The following is a 25278-nucleotide window of genomic DNA, read 5'->3' as shown; positions in this document are numbered from 1 at the left end:
CTCAGTTCTTGTCCTGGTTGGCCAGGAAGTCGTGAAATTCCACCTCGTAGAGCTTGAACAGCACCAGAGTAACGGCAAAGATGATCGGGCCGTAGATCAGGCCGATGAGGCCGAACAGGTGCAGGCCGCCGAGGATTGAGAAGAAGATCAGCAGGGTGTTCATGCCGGAGTTACCCTGCATCAGGAGCGGCCGGAGGAAGTTATCAATTGAGCCGACGACGATGATCCCCCAGCCGACCAGGAACAGGCTCCATTGCCATTGGCCAATCAGCAGCAGGTACAGCGCCGCCGGCAGCCAGATCAGGGCGGTGCCGACGACCGGAATAAAGGAAGCGAAGGCCATCATTGAGCCCCAGAACAGGCCCGGGAAACCGGCCAGCCACATGGCAAAGCCACCGGCGAACCCTTGCGCCAGGGCAGTCAGGAACGAGCCCAGCACTGCGGATTTGGCCACCTGCTCCACCTCGGTCAGGACAGCATCTTCCTGGCTGCGTGACAGCGGGATCACGTGGCGTAGCGCCGTGACCATTTTTTTATGATCCCGGAGCAGGAAAAACAGCACGAACAGCATCAGCATAAAACTGAGTAAGAAGTTGGTGGCATCCCCCAGCAGGCGGGCACTGATGTTGAGCAACTGGGCGCCGAACTTGGAGGCGGCGGTCGCGACTTTCTGGAGGGCCGCCTGGGCATCAAGCGGCTCGAACGGCGAATATTGTTCAATCAGGGCCAGCACTTTGACGGTGATCGGATGGGACAGGACTTCCTTGGTACCGCCGGAGGTGAGCCATTGGTAGCTTTCTTTCGAGAAGGTGGAGCCTTGCTGAATGATCGAAGTAAAGATGACCAGCACCGGGATCACGATCATCACCGTGAGCAGGGCACACGAAAGCATGGCGGCAGCATTGGGGTGAGTGGGGAGCTTGCGTTCCACCCGGGCATGCAACGGGTAGTAGAGCAGGGAAATGATAAACGCCATCACGATGGGGCCGAGATAGGGCTCAATCAGCCGGTAGCTGGCATAGGCGGCCAGGGCCAGGGCGGCAATGAGCATCCAGTGGCGTGACTCAGCTCTGAACGGGGTAGACACGATGGCAATCCTTCCTGTTATGAATACGGAACTGATTGTATGATTGCATTCGATCTCCGGCGAGGCAATCTTTTGTAAACTATATCTTTTTATAAGGGGCGGGTGATGGGGTGTTGTGATTGCGGCTGTAAAAGCAAAGCGAAGCGTCGGGTGCCGCTGGTGCTGTGGGTGGTGGTGATCCTGGCCGGACTGGCACTGTTTTACTGGCAGTAACCGGGACGAAGCTCCGGGGCTGGGGGATAATAGCACAACGCCGCCCGAAGGCGGCGTTGGGTTGAGCGGTGAGCTGCCGGATCAGGCCGCTGCTTCCTGAGCCAGCACAGAAAACGCGTAGTCAGCCGCTTCCAGGGTGGCGTCAATTTCTTTGTCGCCGTGTGCCAGTGAGGTAAAGCAGGCTTCATAGGCAGACGGTGCCAGGTAGACACCTTTTTCCAGCATCAGGTTGAAGAAGCGCTTGAAGCGTTCGATGTCGCACTTGGCAACGTCGCTGAAGGTGGTGACGCTTGGTTGATCGGTAAAGAAGAAGCCGAACATGGCACCGACCTGGTTGGTCTGCAGGGCAATACCGTGTTTCTCTGCCAGGGCTTTAAAGCCTTCCGCCAGACGCTTGGTGCTGTTGGCCAGGCGTTTTTCGTTGCCTTCTTTGGTCAGTACGCTCAAACACGCATGGCCGGCTGCCATCGCGACCGGGTTGCCGGACAGGGTGCCTGCCTGGTAAACCGGACCGGTTGGCGCGACATATTCCATCACCTCGCGACGACCGCCGAAGGCACCGACCGGCATCCCGCCGCCAATCACTTTCCCCAGCGTGGTCAGATCCGGTTTGATGTTGTAGTAGCCCTGGGCGCCGCCTTCTGAGACGCGGAAGCCGGTCATGACTTCATCCAGGATCAGCAGTGCGCCGAATTCGTCACAGATGTCGCGCAGGCCTTCCAGAAAGCCCGGAACCGGTGGGATACAGTTCATGTTGCCGGCAACCGGTTCGACGATGATACAGGCAATGTCTTGTGGGTGTGCGGTAAAGGCTTCACGCACAGAATCCAGATCGTTATAGGTGCAGGTCAGGGTGTGCTTGGCAAAATCAGCCGGAACCCCTGGCGAGCTTGGCTGGCCCAGGGTCAGCGCGCCGGAGCCGGCTTTCACCAACAGGCAGTCGGCGTGGCCGTGGTAGCAGCCTTCAAATTTGAGGATCTTGTCGCGGTTGGTAAAGCCGCGCGCCAGGCGGATCGCGCTCATGGTCGCTTCAGTCCCGGAGCTGACCATGCGGACCATTTCCATTGACGGGACCAGCTTGGAGACCAGCTCCGCCATGGTCACCTCCATTTCCGTCGGCGCGCCGAAGCTCAGGCCTTGCTGGGCTGCGTTGATCACCGCATCACGGATTGCCACATGGTTGTGACCCAGGATCATTGGACCCCATGAGCCAACATAGTCGATATAAGCTTTGCCGTCAGCATCAAAGATGTAGGCACCGTCGGCGCGTTCAATAAAGAGCGGGCTGCCGCCGACACCGGCAAAGGCGCGGACGGGAGAGTTGACGCCGCCAGGAATTGTCTTCTGTGCTTGGGCAAATAGATCTGCTGACTTGCTCATTATGCTGTCCTGTTTTCCATTGAGATCGGATATGAATGCCCGGCATTGTACCTAATCTTCCGGGAACTTGGCGAATGAATTCCCGCAATGTGAGCGCTTTGGGCATTGGAGACGTTGATACAAATGGAAAACTAGTTTGCAACATTGAATGTGTGAAACTGTGACCGGCTTGGTTAATATTTTTGCGAACCCTAATTTCCTTCCAGCCTGCCCTGCCGGGCAACTTTGCAAGCAAGACGACGGATTGATGACTGATAACACCCAAGGCACCGCTGCCCCCGAACGCCTGCAATCGGGCGGACTGGTGCGGCGCTTTCTCGCGCGTGATAAAACCCCGGTTTCTGTATTGTGCCTCTCGGCGCTGGTGGGCCTTGCCGCCGGTCTGGTGGCGACCTTGTTTGAAATCGCTGTCCACTGGGTCTCCGCGCAGCGCACGAGCTGGCTGCGCGATGTGCTCAGCAGCGCCCTGCCGTTATGGTTATCGGCTTTTTTGATCAGTGCCGCCCTGGCGTGGTTTGGTTACTGGCTGGTGCAGCGCTTTGCGCCGGAAGCTGCCGGCTCGGGGATCCCCGAAATTGAAGGGGCGATGGATGATCTTCGGCCGGTACGCTGGTGGCGGGTGCTGCCGGTGAAGTTTATCGGCGGGCTTGGGGCGCTGGGCTCGGGGATGGTACTGGGACGGGAAGGTCCGTCAGTGCAGATGGGCGGCAACCTCGGACGGATGGTTTCCGATCTGTTTCGCCTTCATGATCATGAAGGCCAGCATGCGTTGTTGGCTGCGGGGGCTGCCGGGGGACTGGCGGCAGCATTTAATGCGCCCTTGGCCGGGATCATGTTTGTGGTAGAGGAGATGCGGCCACAGTTTCGCTACAGCCTGATTTCGATCAAGTGCGTGCTGATTTCCGCCATCGTGGCCAATATTGTCTTTCGCTGTATCCAGGGCCAGCGTGCGGTGATCACCATGCCCCAATATGCGGCGCCGGATCTGAATACACTGTGGTTGTTTTTGCTGCTCGGTATGGGGTTCGGGATCTTCGGAGCTGTGTTCAACCGCCTGGTGACGCTGGCGCAGGACGGGTTTGCCCGGCTCTACCGGGGACAGCGCTGGCGGCCGATGGTCGTCGGCAGTTTACTCGGCGGCTGCTTTGGGTTGTTGCTGCTGTATTTGCCTGAGTTGACCGGCGGTGGTATCGCCCTGATCCCGAGTGCGACCCGGGGCGATTACAGCACCCACCTGTTGTTATTGTTGTTTATCGGCCGGGTAGTGACTACGTTGTTGTGTTTCGGTTCCGGGGCACCGGGTGGGATTTTTGCCCCGATGCTGGCGCTTGGCACCTTGTTCGGCACCGCTTTCGGTGTGCTGGCCCAGCAGCTGTTCCCGGCGCTGGCGCTGGAGCCGGGGATGTTTGCGATTGCCGGCATGGGCGCGTTGTTTGCCGCCACGGTGCGGGCGCCGATTACCGGGATCTTGCTGGTGATTGAGATGACTAACAACTATCAATTGATCCTGCCGTTGATCATTACCACCCTGGGCGCGACCCTGCTGGCTCAGGTACTTGGCGGCAAGCCGATCTACTCACAACTGTTGCACCGCAAGATGCGGCAGGAAAAAATCGGTCAAAGCCCCCGGCAGACGGTGGTCAATACTTGAACGCGTCAGTCAGGTATTAGATAATCAGATCAACTCCCGTATGTGTTTGAGAGGTTTTTAATGAGCGATGCCAATTTGCCGCTGAATTTTTCCGATGTTGCAGCGAATAAAGTCAAAGCGCTAATCGCCGAGGAAGAAAACCCGGAGCTGAAACTGCGTGTGTACATCACAGGTGGCGGATGTAGCGGTTTCCAGTATGGCTTCACCTTTGATGAAAAAGTGAATGACGGTGACACCACGATTGAAAATAGCGGGGTGACGCTGGTGGTTGACCCGATGAGCCTGCAGTACCTGATCGGCGGGACCGTCGATTATACTGAAGGCCTGGAAGGCTCCCGCTTTTTTATCAATAACCCGAACGCCACAACCACCTGTGGCTGCGGCGCATCATTCAGCGTGTAATCTTCGGTTGTTGTCAGTTCCGGCTCAGCCGGATTGACCGACAAAAAAACCGTCACTGCGAGGTGACGGTTTTTTCATGGCTGCGATTTGAGCCCGTTTATCCGCGGTCGGTGCTGCTGTTGATCAAGGTATTGTTGTCTGCCAGGAACTGGCTGAACTGGGACAACTGCCCCAGCCGCTCGGCGGCAAATTTCTTGAATTGGGTACGCTCGGCCCCTTTCAGCGACTGCGCTTCCGGCAACTTGACGGTGCGCGGGTTTTTGTGCACGCCATTGACCAGAAATTCGTAGTGCAGGTGGGCACCCGTCACCCGGCCGGTGCTGCCCAAGGTGCCGATGGTCTGGCCCTGTTTAACCCGCTGCCCGGTTTTGACCAGGCGCTTGGTCATGTGCAGGTATTTGGTAATGTAGGTCGAGCTGTGGCGGATAAAGACGTAGTTGCCGTTGAAACGGTTATAGCCGGATTTCATGACCACGCCGTCTCCGGCGGCCCAGATCGGGGTGCCGACCGGCGCGACGTAGTCGGTGCCACGGTGGGCTTTGACGCGCCCGGTGACCGGGTGGAGGCGGCGCGGGTTGAAGTTTGAGCTGACATAGCGGAAGTTGATCGGAGAGCGCAGGAAGGCTTTGCGCATGGCTCGGCCGTCAGCGTCGTAATATTTCCCGTCTTTATTGCTACGCACTGCGGTAAAGGTTTCGCCGAGGTTGGTAAAGGTGGCGGCCAGAATGTTGCCGCGGCCGATCAGCTCACCTTCAACGAACTGCTCTTCAAACAAAACTGAGAAACTGTCGCCCTGGCGGATATCCAGGGCAAAGTCGACGTCCCAGCCAAAAATGCCGGCCAGTTCCATGATTTGGTTCGGGGTCAGGCCGGCCTGTTCGGCGGCATTCCAGAAGCTGGAGGTAATGATGGCCCGGGCAAAGTTCACCCGGGTATCGATGGATTTACTGTCGGTGCGGGAATGGTAGCTGTCCCCGGCTCGGGTGATCACCAGAGTCTCCGTCGCGCTTTTCGGCTGGCGCAGCTGGACCAGCTGGTTATTCTCGTCAAAGCCAAATTTCAGTTGATCGCCGGGGCGCAGGTGAGAGAGGGTTTTAGTGCCTTCATCAGCATTGACAACCTGAAACAGGGCGCGTGGCGACAGGCCGACTTTATCAAACACCACAGCCAGGCTTTCACCTGATTTGACGGTGTGATTTTTCCATTTCAGCTCCGGGACTACAGGTTTTTCATCCTGCGCCATCGGGCGGAGCTGGTTGGCTTCAAGATCGATATCGAGTGGATAGAGTTTGCCCACTTCAAACTTCCGCTCCGGATGGCCTTGGTGTTCTGTGCTCGGAACCAGGAGGAGCAGCACCACGAGAGCGCTGAGCACAGTGATCAGCGTTTGGTGCATCCTTGGCAGTCGGCGAAGTTTCGATACTAGCATCAATTGGTATTTTTTTTGCGAAAAGGGAAAAATAAGACAACAGCAAGTTTAACTGGTTTCAAAAAACATCTCTATTCAAGTAAGATGGTCAATTATCACTTTTTTGCCAATTCTGTGGGAGCGAACAAGAATGGCCAGCATTGAAAAAGCCTTAGCTGAAATTAAGCGTGGTGTTGATGAGCTGATTCCGGAAGAAGAGCTGATTGCCAAGCTAAAAGAGAATCGTCCATTGCGTATTAAACTGGGGGCTGACCCAACGGCGCCGGACATTCACCTTGGCCATACCGTAATTCTGAACAAGCTGCGTACATTTCAGGAGTTGGGCCATGATGTGACCTTCCTGATTGGTGACTTTACCGGCATGGTAGGGGATCCGACCGGTAAAAATACCACCCGTCCGCCACTGACCCGCGAAGATGTGCTGCGTAATGCAGAAACATACAAAGAACAGGTGTTTAAGATCCTGGATCCGGCAAAAACCAAAATTGAATTCAACTCGAGCTGGCTGTCGGAGCTGGGCGCTGAAGGTATGATCCGCCTGGCGGCCAACCAGACGGTTGCGCGGATGCTGGAGCGTGACGATTTCAAAAAGCGTTACAACGAAGGCCGTCCGATTGCTATCCATGAATTTCTGTACCCGCTGCTGCAAGGCTATGACTCAGTGGCGATGAAAACGGACGTGGAACTGGGCGGGACCGATCAGAAGTTCAACCTGCTGATGGGCCGTGAGCTGCAAAAAGCCAATGGTCAGAAGCCGCAAATCGTCCTGACCCTACCGCTGCTGGTCGGCCTGGACGGTGTGAAGAAGATGTCCAAGTCGGCGAACAACTACATTGGGATTGCGGAGTCGCCAAGCGAGATGTTCGGCAAGATCATGTCGATTTCCGATGATCTGATGTGGAACTACTACGAGCTGTTGTCTTTCCGTCCGCTGGAAGAGATCGACCAGTTCAAAACCGATATTGCCAACGGCAAGAACCCGCGTGATATCAAGATCCTGCTGGCGAAAGAGATCATTGCCCGTTTCCACAGCGATGCTGATGCGGATGCGGCGGAGCAGGAGTTCATCAACCGTTTCCAGAAAGGCGCGATGCCGGATGAAATGCCTGAATTTGAATTTGAAGCCGGGATGGCGATTGCCAACCTGCTGAAAGAAGCGGGTCTGGTGAACTCAACGTCAGATGCGATGCGGATGATCCGCCAGGGTGCAGCCAAGATTGACGGCGATAAAGTTGAAGATACCAAACTGGTTCCGGCGGCAGGTACTGCGGTTTACCAGGTCGGTAAGCGTAAATTTGCCCGGGTGACCCTGAAGTAATTCAGCCGAACCCCGATGAAAATGATGAAAAGGCGCCTCTGGCGCCTTTTTTCATGCCCGTAGCTTGGGGAGGCCAAGGGGCAGCTGGCTGCGGGTGACCCGGTTTGCAGCAAACAATGCTTGCCAATCACTAATGGATGACGGCGGCTAAGGGGCTTCCTTGGCCAGCCGCATCTTGATGGCAGCCGGATATTCCGGCCATGGAAAGTGCTGATAGAGATAACTGGCGCTGTAGATCAGCTTGATGGTGTGATCATCGCGGCTGCGGCAGCTCTGTGCATGCCAGTGCTCCCACTCGACTGCCGGGCAGCTGGCTTGATCAACCGGGCCCTGGGCCGTTCGGGCAACGCACATCGCGGCAACATAGGCCTGCCAGTAATAGCGCAGGGCCAACTCGGGATCGTCGAGGTAAGGTAAGAGCCGGTGTAGCGCCTGGAAGCCGGTTACGCCGTGCAGCAGGACAAAATTGTCTGAAGCAAGGTAGTAGCGGATGGTGATCCGGGCAACTTGCTCGAACGAGAGGGTTGCAGGGTGTGCTGCGAGCCGCTGATAGGCCGGGAGGCGGCTTAGTTCGTCGACGCGATCGGTGATGATCCCGGGCTGGAATGCGAAGTCGGCAAATTGCTGCTGGGCAAGTTGAAGTTGCTGCTGGGCATCATATTCATCGGTTTGCTCAAGCGGACCCAAGGTCTGATATTCACTGGCCCAGTACGCCAGCGCCAGTGCCACTTCTTCGTTATCTCGCAGGGCGACCGCATAGCTGAGGCGGATCACGCCATGAAATGCGGCCGTGATCAGTCCCGGCAGGCGTTGCGCCAGCGCTTCACGCACCGTTGGCTCGAGCCCCTGCTGCCTAATTTGCTGGCGGTAGTGGGATAAAAAGTGGCCGAAATCAGCTGGGTTTCCCTGACGTGGGTGTTGGGTACCCAAATCGTTGGCTGGTCGAAGCGGGTTTAACTGCTTGATGTAGCGGTGGTAAAACGCGGTGAGTTGCTCATCTGACGCCCCTTGGCAGGCGAGCGCGGTAAGCGCCATTGGCAAGTGGTTGGACAGGCCATTGCCGTAGACGGGATCAAACTGCTGCCCCTGGCGAACCAGGTGCATGCAGGTATTCGAGACGGGATGAAACATGTTTTTTCCTCGTTTGTCGTAACCAGACGTGGTCGGGGATACTGTGATTACAGGCGATAATCGTTGCGTTCGCCCGGATTTTCGCTGAGGTATTCGATAAATTCCCATTCAACCCCGTTGGGGTCCCAGAAGTAGATCCGCTTGCGCCAGGGATGCTCGCTCGGCTGGCCATTTTCCTGATATCCCGCCGCCAGGAGCCGCGCTCTGATCCCGTCCACATCCTCGGTGACCAGGCCGATGTGGTTGATGCCGTTGTCCCGGTAGGGCGCGCGGTCGATGCTTTTACGACCGGCCACTCCCTGGAGCGCGAGATAACTGCTTTCGGTGCCGATATGGCACCACGGATAAGTGTCGGTTTGTCCGCGATGGCGCACGTGAAAAGCGGGCAGGGCGGTTTGCAGAAACGCGATGGTCTGGTCAATATCGGTTACGGTGAGATTGGCATGTTCGACGTAGGGGATCATGGTGCCTCCGGTTATTAGTAATGTTTTTTGCTTACTAATAACCATAGCCACTATCGTTAATAAATAAAGTTTTTTATTTATTTAACTTGAAATGATCATAAAAAACCGCCGTACTCGGCGGTTTTGATGCGTATGGATGTAAGGTATTTTGCAGTTATGCGAGGGAAATCAGTTTCTGGGCGCAAGCGTCGGCAGGGATAAGTGCCAGCGAATGGCGGCCAGGCGGATCGTCAGGGTGGTCGCGATCCCGGCCAGGGTCGCAACATTGACATCGGCGTTGAGTTGCAGGGCTGTGGTATGGACAATGCCGCCCAGAATACAGGCCGTCGCATAGACTTCGGTTCGCAGCACCATCGGGATCTCCCGTGCCAGCACATCTCGGATCACCCCGCCGCCACAACCGGTCATCACCCCCATGATGACCGCCACCATCGGGGTGGCCCCGAATCGCAGGGCTTTCTCGACGCCGATGGCGACAAACACCGCCAGGCCAATGGCATCGGCAACCGGGAGGAAGTACCAGGGCATTTGCCGGGGTTTTCGGATCGCGACAATCGCAACCAGACAGGTGATGAAGATCGCCCACAGGTAATTGGTATCGGTGATCCAGAACACCGGGGTGGCGCCCAGGGCCATATCGCGGATAGTCCCGCCGCCAATCGCCGTTACGCTGGCCAGCACGACAATGCCAAAGGGATCCATCCGTAACCGGCCCGCCAGCAACACGCCGGAAATGGCAAAGACGGCGGTGCCGAACATATCGAGAAAGTAGATAAGCATGTCTGTCCCTAAGCGCTGCGAAGTCAGAATAAAAATCGGCTGAGATTGTACGGCGAAATGCAAGCGGTACAACTTACTGCGCTTGCTTTGTGAGCTTATTCACAGGGAATCGTGCTGGCGGCAGCCAGATGGCTATGGTTTGTCCTGTCTAACCCGATCCAGGAAGTGGCAAACCTGCTCGACCGCCTTGATGGTGCGTGGCGTGGGCCTGTTGAGCCAGTCGGCTTCAAGGTTGTAGATATGCTGGTCATTGACTGCCGGGAGCTTGCCGTCCCACTTCTGCCACAGGCCGGTTTGAGTACCGGCATGGGGCGTTCCGAAAATCACTTCCGGCTGGCGGACCACCACCTGCTCTTCAGAAACCTGGGGGTAGGCGGCTTTGCTGCTCGCAAAAATATTTTCGCCGCCACAGTGATTGAAGACCTGGCTCGGCCAGTTGTTGTCGGCCACGGTGATCATCGGAGATGCACTGAGCTGGTAGAAATAGCGCACCGGTCGTTGCTGGCGATAGCGGGCATCAAGCTGATGCAGTTTTTCGCGAAACACAGCGGCTGCCTGACGGGCCTGGTCTGGCGCGTCGGCATATTGTCCGAGCGCTTCAAGGGTTTGCGGAATGTCTTCGAGCGCTTTGGGGTTGGAGTAGAAAATTTTTAGTCCCAGCTGCTCCAGCTTGGTCATTTCACGTGGCGGGTTACCGCCTTGCCAGGCCAGAATTAAATCCGGTTTGAGCGCGATGATGCGCTCGAGTTTGATCCCGCGGTAGTTGGCAACGCGCTCTAAGGATTTGGCGGCTTCGGGGTAGTCGCTGTAGTCGCTGGCGGCGACCAGTTTGTCACCCAGCCCGGCGGCATACGCCAGCTCGGTGGTGTGGGGCGAGAGGCTGATCACCCGCTCGACGGGCGCAGCCAGCAGGCTGGCTGGCAACAGCAGTAATAAAAAAGGGAGCAGGCGCACGATCAGGTGACTCCTTGGATGAGGATGAGCAGACAACTTTGAATGATGACCCAGGCCATCAGGCGGCGGTTCATCATCAAGTTGATTTGACTCAGGTGCAGGGCTGCCGGGGCGATGGGGCCGCCGAGGCGCGGCCGCTCCATTTTGCGACTGTTGTAGATCGCCGGGCCACCCAGCGAGAGCGAGAGTTTATGGCCAGTGGCGGCCAGTAGCCAGCCGGGGCCGGGCAATAGCCAGTTTTCCCCTTGCTGGCGGATCCCCAGCAGGGCATTTTTGCCGTTATGACCGACACAGATCAACAGGGCGAACAGGCGCAGCGGAATAATATCGAGCACCGCCAGGATCCGCACCGCCGGTAAGCCAAAGGTGTGATATTCGGCGCGGCTGGGCGACCAGGTACGGGCCAGACTGACTGCCAGGCGGTACATCAGGGCGCCGATCCCGCCGGTCAGGGCGAACCAGAACAGGACGCCGGCGACTAAGCGGCCATAGGCCATCAGCTGAGTTTCGGCGCCGGCCTTACCCAGACCGAGCAGCGAAAGGTTGCGGGTTTCGCGATTGAGCGGCGATTCGAGCAACTGGCGGCAATAGGCTTTATCTTCGCGGCTGTAGGCGCGGATAAAGCGCTTGCTAAATTGCGCGGTATTGCGCCAGTCCAGCGCCAGCCATAGCAGGATCAGCTGATAGATGCTTTCAATCCACACCAGCTGATCCACGGCGACCAGCAACACCAGCACGGTGAGCCACATCAGCAACCAGGCCAGGCTGCCGGCGAGCAGTTGCTGCTGGCGGGATTCATCCGGATGGTTGACCCGTTCAGCGATCCGCTGCGCGATCAACTGCCAGAACTGCAATGGATGGAGTGGCCCCGGGATCGGGAGCAGCCATTGCATGGCCAAAGCGCCCCACAAAACCAGCAGGGCGTGATGGGTATTCAGAACCGCCAGCAGCTCATTCATTACTGATCCAGCAGCGCTACCATTTTGGTGACCATGGCCGATGAGCTTTTCGCGGCCAGCGGCAGGAATTCTTCAAAGCTCATTGGCGATTCTTTATCGGCGACATCAGAGATAGCGCGCACCACCACAAACGGCACGTCGAACTGATGACAGGCCTGAGCAATGGCTGCGGCTTCCATTTCAACCGCTACCACGCTCGGGAAGTTGTCACGGATGAAGGTTTGTTTTTCGGCAGAGCAGACGAAGGCATCCCCGGTACAGATCAGGCCGCGGACCGCGTGGGTGTCGCTCAGGGCTGCGAGTGCCCGCTCGGCAACATCCATCAGCTTGGCATCTGAGACAAAAGCGGCGGGTTGCTGGGCCATCTGACCGATCTCGTAACCAAAGGCGGTCACGTCGGCATCGTGGTAGCGCACTTCGGTCGAGATCACCACATCGCCGACATTTAGTGAGCTGTCAAAGCCTCCGGCAGAGCCGGTATTGAGGACGACATCCGGCTGGAACACTTCCAGCAAGACGGCGGTGCCCACGGCAGCAGCCACTTTGCCAATGCCGGATTGCAGCAACACCACATCGGCACCGTTCAGGGTTCCGGTATAGAAAGTACAACCTGCCTTGGTGTGGGTTTCGCAGTGGGTCAGTTGTGCTTTCAGGATGGCGACTTCTTGTTCCATCGCACCAATAATGCCGATCTTCATGGATTCGTTCTCATCTAGGTCAGTTGAAGCTCCCGGACGGGAGTCAGAATGGGCAAATTGTACCAAATAAAAAACGGGAATGGCACTGACGGCCATTCCCGCTTCAGCTTAGCGCGGCTTTTAAACCTCGAGGTAATCGAGGATGCCTTCGGCGGCCTTGCGACCCTCATCGATGGCGGTGACCACCAGATCCGAGCCGCGCACGGCATCGCCGCCGGCAAAGATTTTGGCATTACTGGTCTGGAAGGCAAAAGCCCCAGCTTTCGGTGCCTTGATCCGCCCCCACTGATCCAGTTCAACATCATGGGCGGCCAGCCACGGCATGGCGTGGGGCTGGAAACCAAAGGCCATGATCACCGCATCGGCCGACAGGACATGCTCGCTACCTTCAACCGGCTCCGGACGGCGGCGGCCAGCATCATCGGGCTCACCGAGGGCGGTTTTCACCACCTTGACGCCGCTGACCCGGCCTTGCTCGTTCAGCTCAATCCCGAGCGGCTGGAGGTTGAACATGAACTTCACGCCTTCCTCACGGGCATTTTTCACTTCCCGCTTGGAACCGGGCATATTGGCTTCGTCCCGGCGGTAGGCACAGATGACGTTTTTTGCGCCCTGACGGATCGAGGTGCGGACACAGTCCATCGCGGTATCCCCGCCACCGAGGACCACGACTTTCTTGTCGCGCATGTCGATAAATTCCGGGCTGTCCTCCAGTTCCATCACCCGGTAGGTGTTGGAGATCAGAAACGGCAGCGCATCGTAGACGCCCGGGGCATCTTCGTTGGCCAGGCCCGCGCGCATGTTTTTGTAGGTGCCGACGCCGAGGAAGACCGCATCATACTCTTCAAGCAACTGGGCCATCTCGATATCTTTGCCGACTTCGGTATTAAGGCGGAACTCAACGCCCATGTCGGTGAAGATCCTGCGACGGTTGATCATCACCTCTTTTTCCAGCTTGAACGACGGGATGCCGAAGGTCAGCAGGCCGCCGATTTCCGGGTAGCGATCAAACACCACAGGTTTCACGCCGTTGCGGACCAGGATGTCGGCACAGGAAAGGCCCGCCGGGCCGGCCCCGATGATGGCGACCTTCTTGTCGGTCCATTCGACGTCCGACATGTCCGGTTTCCAGCCCATCTCGAACGCCTTGTCGGTAATGTATTTTTCAACATTGCCGATGGTGACGGCACCAAAGTCGTCATTGAGGGTACAGGCCCCTTCACACAGCCGATCCTGCGGGCAGACCCGGCCACAGACTTCCGGCAGGGTGTTGGTCTGGTGCGATAGCTCCACCGCTTCGATGATCCGGCCTTCATTGGCCAGCTTCAGCCACTGCGGAATGTAGTTGTGGACCGGGCATTTCCATTCGCAGTACGGATTGCCGCAGCCGAGGCAGCGGTCGGCCTGGGCCCCGGCCTGCTGCTGGGTAAATGGCTCGTAGATTTCGACAAATTCAATCTTACGAATGTTGAGCGGCTTTTTCGCCGGATCCACCCGCGCGACATCAATGAACTGGTAAATGTTCTGGCTCATACGGCTTCCCTCCTTATTGAGCTTGAACGCGCAGCTCTGCGGCAGAGCGGCTTTGGTGACCCAAGAGGGTATTAACGTCGGCTGACTTCGGCTTGGCCAGGTAGAACCTCGGGATCCACTGGTCAAAATCGGCCAGGATTTCCTGGGCCCGGCTCGATCCGGTTTCTTCCAGGTGGCTGGCGATCAGCCCGCGCAGGTGCTCCTGGTGGATCTTGAGTCCGTCCAGTGGCAGCGCTTCAATCAGCTCCGGGTTGACCCGACCGGCAAAGTCGCCGTTTTCATCCAGAATATAGGCAAAGCCACCGGTCATCCCGGCACCGAAGTTAACCCCGGTTTTGCCGAGGATAGCCACGATTCCGCCGGTCATATATTCACAGGCATTGTCCCCTGCGCCTTCGACCACTGCGATGGTGCCCGAGTTGCGGACGGCAAATCGCTCTCCGGCGGTGCCGGCAGCGAAGAACTTGCCGCCGGTTGCCCCATACAGACAGGTGTTGCCGACAATGGTGGCCTGGTTGGACTTAAACGCCGATCCCACCGGCGGACGGATGCTGATCTTACCGCCGGTCATGCCTTTCCCGGCGTAGTCATTGGCATCCCCGGTCAGCAGCAGGTTCAGGCCGCCGGCATTCCAGACGCCGAACGACTGGCCGGCGGTACCGGACAGGTGGACATTGATCGGCTGCGCCGCCATGCCCTGGTTGCCGTAGCGCAGGGCAATTTCGCCGGACAGGCGGGCACCTATCGAGCGATCCGTGTTGCGGATCTCGAAGTGGAGATCGGCGCCGCTGCGGCTCTCAATCGCGGGTAGCGCCGCTTCAAGCAGGGCATTGCTGAGCTCTGCCTGATCAAACGGGGTATTCGGCTCACTGCAGTACAGTGTTTTGCCTTCAACCGGCGTCGGTGCATGCAGCAGGCCTGCCAGATCCAGTTTGCTTTGCTTGGCGGTGTAGCCTTCAAGCACTTCCAGCAGATCGGTGCGGCCGATCAAATCGGTCAGTTTCTCAACGCCCAATTGAGCCAGCAGTTCCCGGACTTCCTGGCCGAGGCCGATGAAGTAGTTCATTACCTGCTCCGGCAGACCTTTGAAGAAGTCCCGGCGCAGTTTTTCGTCCTGGGTTGCCACCCCGGTGGCGCAGTTGTTGAGGTGGCAGATCCGCAGGTATTTACAACCCAGGGCCACCATCGGTGCAGTCCCGAAGCCGAAGCTTTCAGCCCCGAGGATTGCCGCTTTGACCACATCGAGGCCGGTTTTCAGACCGCCGTCGACCTGCAGGCGGATCTTATGGCGCAGGCCGTTGGCGACCAGCGCCTGCTGGGTTTCCGCCAGCCCCAGCTCCCACGGGCTGCCGGCGTATTTGACCGAGGTCAGTGGGCTGGCCCCGGTGCCGCCGTCGTAGCCGGAGATGGTGATCAGATCGGCATAGGCTTTGGCGACCCCGGTGGCAATGGTGCCGACCCCGGGCTCGGAAACCAGCTTGACCGAGACCATGGCTTTCGGGTTGACCTGCTTGAGATCGAAGATCAGCTGGGCCAGGTCTTCAATCGAGTAGATGTCGTGGTGCGGCGGCGGTGAAATCAGGGTCACCCCCGGCACCGCATAACGCAGCTTGGCAATTTCCGTGGTCACCTTGTGACCCGGCAACTGGCCGCCTTCACCGGGCTTGGCGCCCTGGGCGACTTTGATCTGCAGCACATCGGCGTTGACCAGGTAGTGCGGGGTGACCCCGAAACGGCCGGAGGCGATCTGTTTGATGCGCGAGTTGCGCTCGCTGTTGAAGCGGCGCGGATCTTCGCCGCCTTCGCCGGAGTTGGAGAAGCCGCCGAGGCGGTTCATCGCCATCGCCAGCGCTTCGTGTGCTTCCGGACTCAGGGCGCCGATCGACATCGCCGCGGAATCAAAGCGCTGGTACAGCTCGGTGGCTGCTTCCACACGCTCGATATCCACCGGGTTGTCCGAGGCCTTGAGCTTGAGCAAATCGCGGATCGCCGCGACCGGGCGCTCGTTGACCTCTTTGGCAAAGGCCAGGTAATCCTGGTAATCCCCGGTCTTGACGGCTTGTTGCAAGGTGCCGACGACATCCGGGTTGTAGGCGTGGAACTCCCCGCCGTGGACGTATTTGAGCAGGCCGCCGTTGTCGATCGGCTTGCGCTTAAGCCAGGCCCGGCGCGACAGGTTGAACAGATCCTGCTGGAAGTCGTCAAAACCGGCCCCGGCAATGCGGCTCGAGACGCCGCGGAAGCAGAGATCGACCACCTCATCGCTCAGGCCGACCGCTTCAAACAGTTTCGAGCAGCGGTAGGACGCAATGGTGGAGATCCCCATTTTCGACATGATTTTGTACAGGCCTTTGTTCATCCCGTCGCGGAAGTTGACCATCACCTCGCGGTATGGCTTGCTGATGGCGCCGCTGTCGACCAGCTTGCCCAATGACTCATAGGCTAGGTACGGGTAAATAGCGGTCGCGCCGAAGCCGAGTAGGACGGCAAACTGGTGCGGGTCGCGGGCCGTGGCCGTTTCGGCAACGATGTTGGCGTCACAGCGAAGGTTGGCCTCGACCAGGCGGGTCTGGACCGCGCCGACGGCCATGGCTGCCGGGATCGGCAGCTTGTCCGGATTGATCCCGCGGTCAGAGAGCACCACCAGCACGGTGCCGTTTTCCACCAGTCGCTGGGCCTGATCACAGACATCGACTATCGCCTGCTTGAGATCTTTCTCGCTCGGATCATAGTTAATGTCGATGATGCTGTTGCGGTAGTACTGGTTGTCCAGCTCCAGCAACTGCACCAGATCAGAATACAGCAGGATCGGCGATTTGAAAGCGACCCGGTGGGCGTGGCCATCGGTTTCGCAGAACACATTCATTTCCCGGCCGATACAAGTCGCCAGCGACATCACATGTTTTTCCCGCAATGGATCGATCGGCGGGTTGGTGACCTGGGCAAACATCTGGCGGAAGTAATCGGTGACCGAGCGCTCTTTGGAAGACAGCACTGCCATCGGGGCATCATCGCCCATCGAGCCGGTCGCCTCCTGGCCGTTTTCACCGACCACGCGCAGCACCTGATCCAGCTCTTCGTTACTGATCCCGAACAGCTTCTGGTAGGTATTGAGTTCCTGATCGTCCAGTGAGCGGCTGCCGACCTGATCGTCGCCCAATTCCTCGAACGGCACCAGGCGTTTGACATGGCTGTCCATCCACTCCTTGTACGGGTGGCGGCCCATAAGATCGTTATCAATGTCGGCAGAATGCCAGATCTTGCCGAACTTGGTGTCGATCACCAGCAGTTCGCCCGGTCCGACCCGGCCCTTCTCGGCCACTTCATCCGGAGCGTAGTCCCAGATCCCGACTTCTGAGGCCAGGGTGATCAGCTTGTCTTTGGTGATCACGTAGCGCGCCGGGCGCAGGCCGTTGCGGTCGAGGTTACAGGCGGCGTAGCGGCCGTCGGACATCACGATCCCGGCCGGACCGTCCCACGGCTCCATGTGCATGGTGTTGAAATCATAGAAGGCACGCAGGGCCGGATCCATATCCGGGTGATTCTGCCAGGCCGGCGGTACCAGCATCCGCATGGCGCGGAACAGATCCATCCCGCCGGACAGGAACAACTCCAGCATGTTATCCAGGCTTGAGGAGTCTGAGCCGGTTTCGTTGACGAACGGCGCTGCGTTCTGCAGATCCGGCAGCAGCGGGGAGGAGAACTTATACGCCCGTGCCCGCGCCCACTGGCGGTTCCCGGCGATGGTGTTGATCTCCCCGTTGTGTGCCAGATAGCGAAACGGCTGGGCCAACGGCCAGCGCGGCTGGGTGTTGGTGGAAAACCGCTGGTGGAACAGACAAATTGAGGATTCCAGGCGGATATCGCCCAGATCCTGATAAAACTTCGGCAGGTCAGCCGGCATACACAGGCCTTTGTAGACGGTGACCTGAGTCGACAGGCTGCAGATATAAAAATCCGGATCGCTGTCGATACGTTTTTCGATCCGGCGACGAGCCATATAGAGGCGGCGATCAACATCGCGAGGCTTCCAGCCCGCCGGGGCATTGACAAATACCTGTTCGATTTGCGGCAGGGATTCGGTGGCGATCGGGCCGAGGACGGCCGGATTGACCGGCACTTCGCGCCAGCTGACAATCGACAGGGTCTCTTTGGCCAGTTCTTCGTTGACGATGGTCCGGGCCTGCTCGGCCTTGATTGGATCCTGACTGAGGAAAATCATCCCGACGGCATATTCACGGGCCAGCTTCCAGCCCGCTTCTTCGGCGACGGTGCGAAAGTAACTGTCCGGCTTTTTCATCAACAAGCCGCAGCCGTCACCGGTTTTGCCGTCCGCGGCAATCCCGCCACGGTGGGTCATACGATCCAATGCGGATATGGCTGTACGGACGAGTTTATGGCTGGTTTCGCCTTCAATATGGGCGATTAAACCAAAGCCACAGTTATCCTTTTCCAGCGTTGGGTCATACAGTGTCATTGCAACTCTCCCTTGCTTCTGCCCGCTCCGGGCAGTCTTACTGCATATTTATGGCGATCTCCCTGACCGCCATCTGTGCTTCCAGCATTCTTTGAAGTTAACGATATTTTAAAGAAAGGTCAAATTCCTATCGCAGGAGCAGTAAAATCTCGTATCTCCGAGTAGGGTGTGGTGTAACGTATTGGAATTCAGGTGTTTTTACTTTTATTGCAACAATAAATTCACATTTATCCCGTGCAAAACCAGCCCGTGAACTGTCTGAAAAGTTGGAACTTTCTTGCTCCTGTTTCAGGCGGGTGGGTGGGCTATACCAAATAGGGATTCGCATCAAGCAGTTAAGAGAGGTACAGGTATGGCGGGTGATTAGGCAACAAAAAGCCGACCAGAACGGTCGGCTTGAAATTTAGCATGAAAATGAATGAAATCAGGCTTCAGACAGCATAAGTGAATCGGATTTAGCCTCCAGGTTGGAATTACCCATCAGATAAGCGTCGATTTCACGGGCACATTCACGGCCTTCGTTGATGCAGCGAACCACCAGGGACTGGCCGGTGCGCATATCGCCGGCAGCAAATACACCTGGCTGGTTGGTGGCGAAGCCCTGGGTTGCGACGTTACCGCGCTCATCGAGCGCAATATCCAGCTGGGCCAGCACGCCGTTCGGCTCCGGATGCAAAAAGCCCATCGCCAGGAACGCCAGATCGCACGGAATGATCCGCTCCGAGCCCGGCACTTCCTCAAAGCCCGGACGTTCACCCGGCTTGGCCTCCAGCCACTGGATATCGGCAATGCGCAGCGCTTTGAGGTTGCCCGCTTCATCGCCGATAAATTCCTTGGTCAAAATATTCCAGTGCCGCTCACAGCCTTCCTCGTGGGAGGTTGAGGTACGCAGGATCATCGGATACGCCGGCCAGGGCTGGTTGACCGGACGTTTTTCTGGCGGCATCGGCATAATTTCGACCTGGGTGATACTGGCCGCGCCGTGACGGTTTGAGGTACCGACGCAGTCCGAGCCGGTATCCCCGCCGCCGATCACCACCACGTGTTTGCCCTTGGCATGGATTTCTTCTGTTTTCAGATCCATGTTATTGGCGCGGCGGTTGTTCTGGGCCAGAAATTCCATCGCATAGTGGGCACCCTTGAGGTCGCGGCCCGGGATCGGCAGATCCCGCGGAACCGTGGAGCCGCCGGTCAGCAGCACCACATCAAACTCCTGGCGCAGCTGCTGGGCATTGATGTCGACCCCGATATGGGCGTTGACTTCAAATTTGATCCCGGCTTCGGCCATCAGGTTGATCTTGCGATCGATAATATCCATGCCGAGCTTGAAATCCGGGATCCCGAAGCGCAGCAGGCCGCCGACTTTTTCATCGCGCTCAAACACGGTCACGTTGTGGCCGGCGCTGTTGAGCTGCTCCGCCGCCGCCAGGCCGGATGGACCGCTGCCGATAATGGCAACGGTTTTGCCGGTGCGTTTTCTCGGGGTCTTGGGTTTGGCATACCCTTCGCGATACGCTGTTTCGACGATGGTTTTCTCGATGTTACAGATGGTGATCGGATCCTGGTTGATGCCGAGCACACAGCTGCTTTCACACGGCGCCGGACACACCCGGCCGGTAAACTCCGGGAAGTTATTGGTCGAGCTCAGGATATGCCAGGCTTCTTCCCAGCTGTCACGGTAGACCGCATCGTTGAACTCCGGAATGATGTTGCCGATCGGACAACCGTTATGGCAGAACGGTACCCCACAGTCCATGCAGCGTGACGCCTGCGTATTGATTTTATTACCGAATTCTTCGTTCAGGACAAACTCCTTGTTGTCCTGAATCCGGACGCTCGGATCAACTTTCTTTGGCAACTCACGGCCAAACTCTAAAAATCCAGTCGGCTTACCCATCGACGGCCTCCAATACTTCCTTGTTCACTGCTTCTGCTTTGCGCTTCTGTAGAACGGCTTTGTAATCCCGCGGCATCACCTTGACCATCCGGGTCAGGTTGTCCTCGAAGTTATCGAGGAAGGTCTGGGCGACCGTACTGCCGGTGTAGGTGACTTGCTTGGTCAGCATCTCGCGCAGCAGGATTTTGTCCTCGTCCTCAATCGGGTCGAGATCGACCAGCTCAGGATTGAGCTTGGTTTCAAAGTCGCCGAATTGATCCCAGACGTAAGCGACGCCGCCGCTCATCCCGGCCGCGAAGTTGCGTCCGGTGGTGCCGAGGATCACCGCGATACCGCCGGTCATGTACTCACAGCCGTGATCGCCGACCCCTTCAACCACCACTTTGGCGCCGGAGTTACGGACACAGAACCGCTCACCGGCCATGCCGCGGATATAGGACTCACCGGAGGTGGCGCCGTAGAAACAGACGTTCCCGACCACGATGTTGTCTTCCGGAATAATGTCGGCTTTGCTGTCCGGGTAGAGCGCCAGGGTGCCGCCAGAAAGGCCTTTCCCCCAGTAATCGTTGGCATCCCCTTCCACTTCAAAGGTCACGCCCTTGGCGAGGAAGGCACCGAAGCTCTGGCCGGCAGACCCGTTGAACTTGACCTTCATCGGCTGTGGCAAGCCTTGATCTTTGTAAATCTTGGAGATTTCGTTTGACAGCATGGTCCCGGCACTGCGGTCGGTATTGATGATGTCAAATGTGGCCTCAACCGCTTTGCCTTCATAGAGGGCCGGTGCGGCCGCTTCAATGAGCCGGCGATCCAGCACGCTCTCCAGACCATGGTCTTGTTCACGCTGGTTGAAGACGCCGTCTTCTTCCCGGGCCGGCTCAATGTGCAGCACCGGGCTGAGATCCAGGTTCTGGTACTTCCAGTGACCGATGTTATCGCGGATCTTCAGTTTCTGGGACTGGCCGACCATTTCATCGATGGTACGGAAGCCCAGCTCGGCCATGATTTCACGCAGGCCTTCGGCCATGTACTGGAAGAAGGTCACGACATCTTCCACCCGGCCGTCGAAGCGCTCACGCAGCGTCTTGTTCTGGGTGGCAATGCCGACTGGACAGGTGTTCTTGTGACACTTACGCATCATGATACAGCCTTCCACCACCAGCGCGGCGGTGGCGACGCCCCATTCCTCGGCGCCGAGCAGGGTCGCTACGGCCAGATCGCGCGGGGTTTTCATCTGACCGTCAGACTGGACGACGATGCGGTTGCGCAGGCCGTTTTTCAGCAGGGTCTGGTGGGTTTCCGCCAGGCCCAACTCCCAAGGCAGGCCGGTGTGGCGAATTGAGGACATCGGCGAGGCGCCGGTGCCGCCGTCAAAACCGGCGATCAGCACCACGTCCGCTTTGGCCTTGGCAACGCCGGAGGCAATGGTGCCGACCCCGGCTTCCGAGACCAGCTTGACGTTGACGCGACCGGCGCGGTTGGCGTTCTTCAGGTCAAAGATCAGCTGCGCCAGATCTTCGATCGAGTAAATATCGTGGTGCGGCGGTGGCGAGATCAAGCCGACGCCCGGCGTGGAGTGACGAGTCGCGCCGATCCAGTCATCGACTTTATCGCCCGGAAGCTGGCCGCCTTCACCCGGCTTGGCGCCCTGGGCCATCTTGATCTGGATTTCATCCGAGTTGGTCAGGTAATAGGAGGTCACGCCGAAACGGCCGGAAGCGACCTGTTTGATCGCCGAGCGCTCCCAGTCGCCGTTGGCTTTTTTCTCGAACCGGATTGGATCCTCGCCGCCCTCACCGGAGTTCGACTTAGCGCCGATCCGGTTCATCGCCACGGCCAGGGTGGAGTGGGCTTCGTAGGAAATCGAGCCGAAACTCATCGCCCCGGTGGCGAAACGTTTGAGGATGCTCTCGACGGGCTCGACCTCTATGAGCGGGATCGCGCCGGCCGGGTTTTTGACAAACTCGAGCTGGCTGCGCAGTGTTGCGGCATCATCGCCCTGATCGTCGACGGCTTTGGCATATTGCTTGAACTGGCCGTAGTCCTTGTTGCGGGTCGACTGTTGCAGCAGCGAAATGGTTTCCGGGTTAAACAGGTGTTTCTCGCCGCGCTGTTTCCACTGATAAACCCCGCCGACATCCAGCATCTGGATTGGGATTTCCCGGGTCGGGTAGCCGACCCGGTGACGGATCAGTACTTCTTTGGCGATGTCGTCAATGGTCAGGCCTTCAATCCGCGACACGGTGCCGGTGAAGTATTTGTCGACCACCGCTTTGCTGATCCCCAGCGCTTCGAAGATTTGTGCGCCGTGGTAGGACTGCAGCGTTGAGATCCCCATCTTGGAGAAAATCTTCAGCAGGCCGCTGTTGATCCCCTTGCGGTAGTTGTTGAACAGCTCGTCGACTGACAGCGCCGGATCCAGCTTGCGGGTGCGTTGCAGATCAACCAGGGTTTCGGTAACCAGGTATGGGTTGACGGCGTTGGCGCCGTAGCCGACCAGGGTGGCAAAGTGGTGGGTTTCGCGGGCATCCCCGGTTTCGACCACGATGTCACACTTGGCGCGCAGGCCTTTGCGGATCAAATGGTGGTGAACCGCACCGACCGCCAGCATCGCCGGAATGGCCGCATGGTTGGAGTTCACTGCGCGGTCGGTCAGGATGATGATCGAGTAGCCGTCGATCACCGCATCTTCCGAGTACTGACAGATCCGCTTCAGCGCGCGCTCGAGCTTGCCCGGCTCGCCGCTGGCGCGGAATACGATATCCAGGGTTTTAGCCTGCAGGTGCTCGTTGTCGATGGCACGGAGTTTTTCCAGCTCGGCATTGCTCAGCACCGGTGATTCCAGCTCAACTTTCTGGCAGTGGTCCGGGGTTTCAGCCAATAGGTTCTGATCTTTACCGAGGTAAGTATTGAGCGACATCACCATCCGCTCGCGGATCGGGTCGATCGGTGGGTTGGTGACCTGGGCAAACAATTGCTTAAAGTAGTTTGACAGATGCTGTGACTGATGCGATAGCACGGCCAGCGGCCAGTCGGCGCCCATGGCGCTGAGCGGCTCGTAACCGGTTTTGGCCAGCGGCACAATGATGTCGTTGACTTCTTCAGAGCTGATCCCGAAGGCTTGCTGGTGGTGCAGCAGACGCTCCGGCGTCGGCTGATGGTGGCGGTTATCCGCATCCGGCAGCGATTTCAGGCTCAGCAGGTTGTCCTGTACCCACTGCTCGTACGGCTGCGCCGAGGCAATGGTATCTTTGACTTCTTCGTCCGAGATGATCCGGCCTTGCTCCAGATCGGCGACGAAAATCCGGCCCGGTTGCAGGCGGCCGCGGAAATGAATGTTTTCCGGCTCGATTTCTACCACGCCGGACTCTGAGGCCATGATCAGGAAGTCATCTTTGGTGACGGTATAGCGTGACGGACGCAGGCCGTTGCGATCCAGGGTCGCACCGACCTGAACGCCATCGGTAAAGCAGACCGAGGCCGGGCCGTCCCAAGGCTCCATGATGTTGGCGTGATACTGGTAGAACGCCCGACGTTTGGGATCCAGGTTTTTGTTTTCCTGCCATGCTTCCGGGATCAGCATCATCAGCGCATGCGGCAGGCTGCGGCCGGACAGCACCAGCAGCTCCAGCGCCATATCGAAGTTTGACGAGTCCGAGCTGCCCTCCTGGCAGATCGGCAGCAGCATGTCGATTTCCTGCCGGGTGAACAAATCCGATTCGAGGATCGCCTCGCGGGCTTTCATCCAGTTCAGGTTGCCGCGCACGGTGTTGATCTCACCGTTGTGGGCGATGTAACGGAAAGGCTGAGCCAGACGCCATTTCGGGAAGGTATTGGTTGAAAAGCGCGAGTGAACCAGCGCCAGCGCGGTCACCATGGTCGGGTTTTGTAAGTCGAGGAAGTACTGCGGGACTTGCTCGGTGGTGAGCTGGCCTTTGTACACCAGCGTCTTGTATGACAGAGAGTTAATGTAGAAATCATCGCCAATATTGGCAACGCTTTCGAGACACACGCGCACGGTGTAGTTTCGCAGTACGTACAGCTTGCGCTCCAGCGCTTCCGGTTCCAGGCCGGGGCCGCCGGTGATAAATACGTGCTCAAACTGGGGTTCGGTGCTGAGCGGATCAGCGCCGATCATCGAATTGTCGACCGGCAGGACCCGGTAGCCGATAATCTCCAGATCCAGGCGCTTGGCATTGCGCTCAAGGATATCGCGGCATTGCTGGCGTTTGTTTTCGTCCTTCGGGAACAGGACGACGCCAACCCCGTACTGGTCAAAGGCCGGCAGGCGGATGCCGAGTTTGACGGTTTCCTCCAGCAGGAATTCGTGAGGCTTTTGCAGCAAAATACCGGCACCGTCGCCGCTGCATGGATCGCATCCCTGGCCACCCCGGTGTTCCATCCGGGCCAGCATATCCAATGCCTGGGTGACAATTTGGTGGGATTTACGGTTTTTGAGATGGGCGACAAAGCCGATACCACAGGCATCGTGCTCGAGTTCAGGCACGTACAGTCCCTGAGCCTTCTGCGCTTGATCTGTCATAGATACTTCCTTCCAGTTTCAACAGGCCTCAATCCAGAAGCCCGAGTTATCCCTAATTGGTGTTATGACATTGCAGGGGATAAAAGGACGGTTTGTCCTGCCCGGGCAATGTGTGTTTGCTGTGGGATGATGTTTCAAATCAATAGCAAACTTAATTCTGTAGCACCTCTGTCCTGGTTAGCAAAAGTGCTACAGCTGCACTGGTGATGTGACAGAAATCACTAAAAAGTAGGGTGATTCCGTCATTTTTATTGTTCATAAAATGCGCACAGCTGTAACTATCCTACATTTTTGATTTGTTAATTACCAACAATTATTGAAGGGGTGTCTGCATAAAATTGCCGGGGTGGTGAATGGGTAGCGGT

General features: G+C 57.8%; 16 protein-coding genes. 3 read left to right on the top strand and 13 right to left on the bottom strand.

Features of this window, described 5'->3' with window-relative positions; genetic code table 11:
* Position 1: 1 nt before the first annotated feature.
* The gene (locus NNL38_RS13540) at positions 2-1051 is read right to left on the bottom strand and encodes an AI-2E family transporter (RefSeq protein WP_439651394.1); all 1050 of its coding nucleotides are present in this window, start codon (positions 1049-1051) and stop codon (positions 2-4) included.
* Positions 1052-1381: 330 nt separating this feature from the next.
* Complete coding sequence (hemL, locus tag NNL38_RS13535; RefSeq protein WP_255388548.1) at positions 1382-2680, bottom strand: glutamate-1-semialdehyde 2,1-aminomutase; 1299 nt, start codon at positions 2678-2680, stop codon at positions 1382-1384.
* A 247-nt stretch (positions 2681-2927) separates the two neighbouring features.
* On the opposite strand from hemL, the gene clcA reads away from it, so the two are divergent.
* Both clcA and erpA read left to right on the top strand, forming a co-directional pair.
* The gene (clcA, locus tag NNL38_RS13530) at positions 2928-4331 is read left to right on the top strand and encodes a H(+)/Cl(-) exchange transporter ClcA (RefSeq protein WP_255388547.1); all 1404 of its coding nucleotides are present in this window, start codon (positions 2928-2930) and stop codon (positions 4329-4331) included.
* Positions 4332-4391: 60 nt separating this feature from the next.
* Positions 4392-4733, top strand: coding sequence for an iron-sulfur cluster insertion protein ErpA (gene erpA / locus NNL38_RS13525; RefSeq protein WP_255388546.1), 342 nt, complete (start codon positions 4392-4394; stop codon positions 4731-4733).
* Between the two features lie 97 nt (positions 4734-4830).
* Here erpA and shyC read toward each other — a convergent pair whose 3' ends face one another.
* Positions 4831-6162 (bottom strand): peptidoglycan DD-endopeptidase ShyC, encoded by a 1332-nt coding sequence (shyC, locus tag NNL38_RS13520; RefSeq protein WP_255388545.1) that lies wholly within the window; start codon positions 6160-6162, stop codon positions 4831-4833.
* Between the two features lie 130 nt (positions 6163-6292).
* On the opposite strand from shyC, the gene tyrS reads away from it, so the two are divergent.
* Positions 6293-7480, top strand: coding sequence for a tyrosine--tRNA ligase (gene tyrS / locus NNL38_RS13515; RefSeq protein ID WP_255388544.1), 1188 nt, complete (start codon positions 6293-6295; stop codon positions 7478-7480).
* 147 nt (positions 7481-7627) lie between these two features.
* Here tyrS and NNL38_RS13510 read toward each other — a convergent pair whose 3' ends face one another.
* The 10 genes from NNL38_RS13510 to gltB (NNL38_RS13465) form a co-directional block, all read right to left on the bottom strand.
* Complete coding sequence (locus NNL38_RS13510) at positions 7628-8611, bottom strand: questin oxidase family protein (RefSeq protein ID WP_255388543.1); 984 nt, start codon at positions 8609-8611, stop codon at positions 7628-7630.
* Between the two features lie 47 nt (positions 8612-8658).
* A complete protein-coding gene (locus NNL38_RS13505; RefSeq protein WP_255388542.1) occupies positions 8659-9075 on the bottom strand; it encodes a VOC family protein in 417 nt (138 codons plus the stop codon).
* A gap of 168 nt (positions 9076-9243) precedes the next feature.
* Entirely contained in the window at positions 9244-9855 is a 612-nt protein-coding gene (locus NNL38_RS13500; RefSeq protein ID WP_255388541.1) for a TRIC cation channel family protein, read from the bottom strand.
* Positions 9856-9987: 132 nt separating this feature from the next.
* Positions 9988-10809: a vitamin B12 ABC transporter substrate-binding protein BtuF gene (gene btuF, locus NNL38_RS13495; RefSeq protein WP_439651356.1), complete on the bottom strand. Its 822-nt coding sequence runs from the start codon at positions 10807-10809 to the stop codon at positions 9988-9990.
* A 2-nt stretch (positions 10810-10811) separates the two neighbouring features.
* Positions 10812-11768, bottom strand: coding sequence for a cobalamin biosynthesis family protein (locus NNL38_RS13490; protein WP_255388540.1), 957 nt, complete (start codon positions 11766-11768; stop codon positions 10812-10814).
* Complete coding sequence (gene mtnN, locus NNL38_RS13485) at positions 11768-12466, bottom strand: 5'-methylthioadenosine/S-adenosylhomocysteine nucleosidase (RefSeq protein WP_255388539.1); 699 nt, start codon at positions 12464-12466, stop codon at positions 11768-11770. The genes NNL38_RS13490 and mtnN overlap by 1 nt, the downstream gene beginning before the upstream one ends.
* A 120-nt stretch (positions 12467-12586) precedes the next feature.
* Entirely contained in the window at positions 12587-13999 is a 1413-nt protein-coding gene (locus tag NNL38_RS13480) for an FAD-dependent oxidoreductase (RefSeq protein ID WP_255388538.1), read from the bottom strand.
* A 13-nt stretch (positions 14000-14012) separates the two neighbouring features.
* Positions 14013-18476 (bottom strand): glutamate synthase large subunit, encoded by a 4464-nt coding sequence (gene gltB, locus NNL38_RS13475; RefSeq protein WP_255388537.1) that lies wholly within the window; start codon positions 18474-18476, stop codon positions 14013-14015.
* A 424-nt stretch (positions 18477-18900) separates the two neighbouring features.
* On the bottom strand, positions 18901-20373 hold the full coding sequence (locus NNL38_RS13470) for a glutamate synthase subunit beta (RefSeq protein ID WP_255388536.1): 1473 nt from the start codon (positions 20371-20373) through the stop codon (positions 18901-18903).
* Positions 20366-24913: a glutamate synthase large subunit gene (gene gltB / locus NNL38_RS13465; RefSeq protein WP_255388535.1), complete on the bottom strand. Its 4548-nt coding sequence runs from the start codon at positions 24911-24913 to the stop codon at positions 20366-20368. The genes NNL38_RS13470 and gltB (NNL38_RS13465) overlap by 8 nt, the downstream gene beginning before the upstream one ends.
* Positions 24914-25278: the final 365 nt, after the last annotated feature.

This window comes from Photobacterium atrarenae, from assembly GCF_024380015.1.
In the GTDB taxonomy this organism is placed as follows: Bacteria; Pseudomonadota; Gammaproteobacteria; order Enterobacterales; family Vibrionaceae; genus Photobacterium; species Photobacterium atrarenae.
The sequence above is the reverse complement of the archived record's forward strand: the minus strand, read 5'-3'. Positions and strand labels throughout refer to the sequence as shown.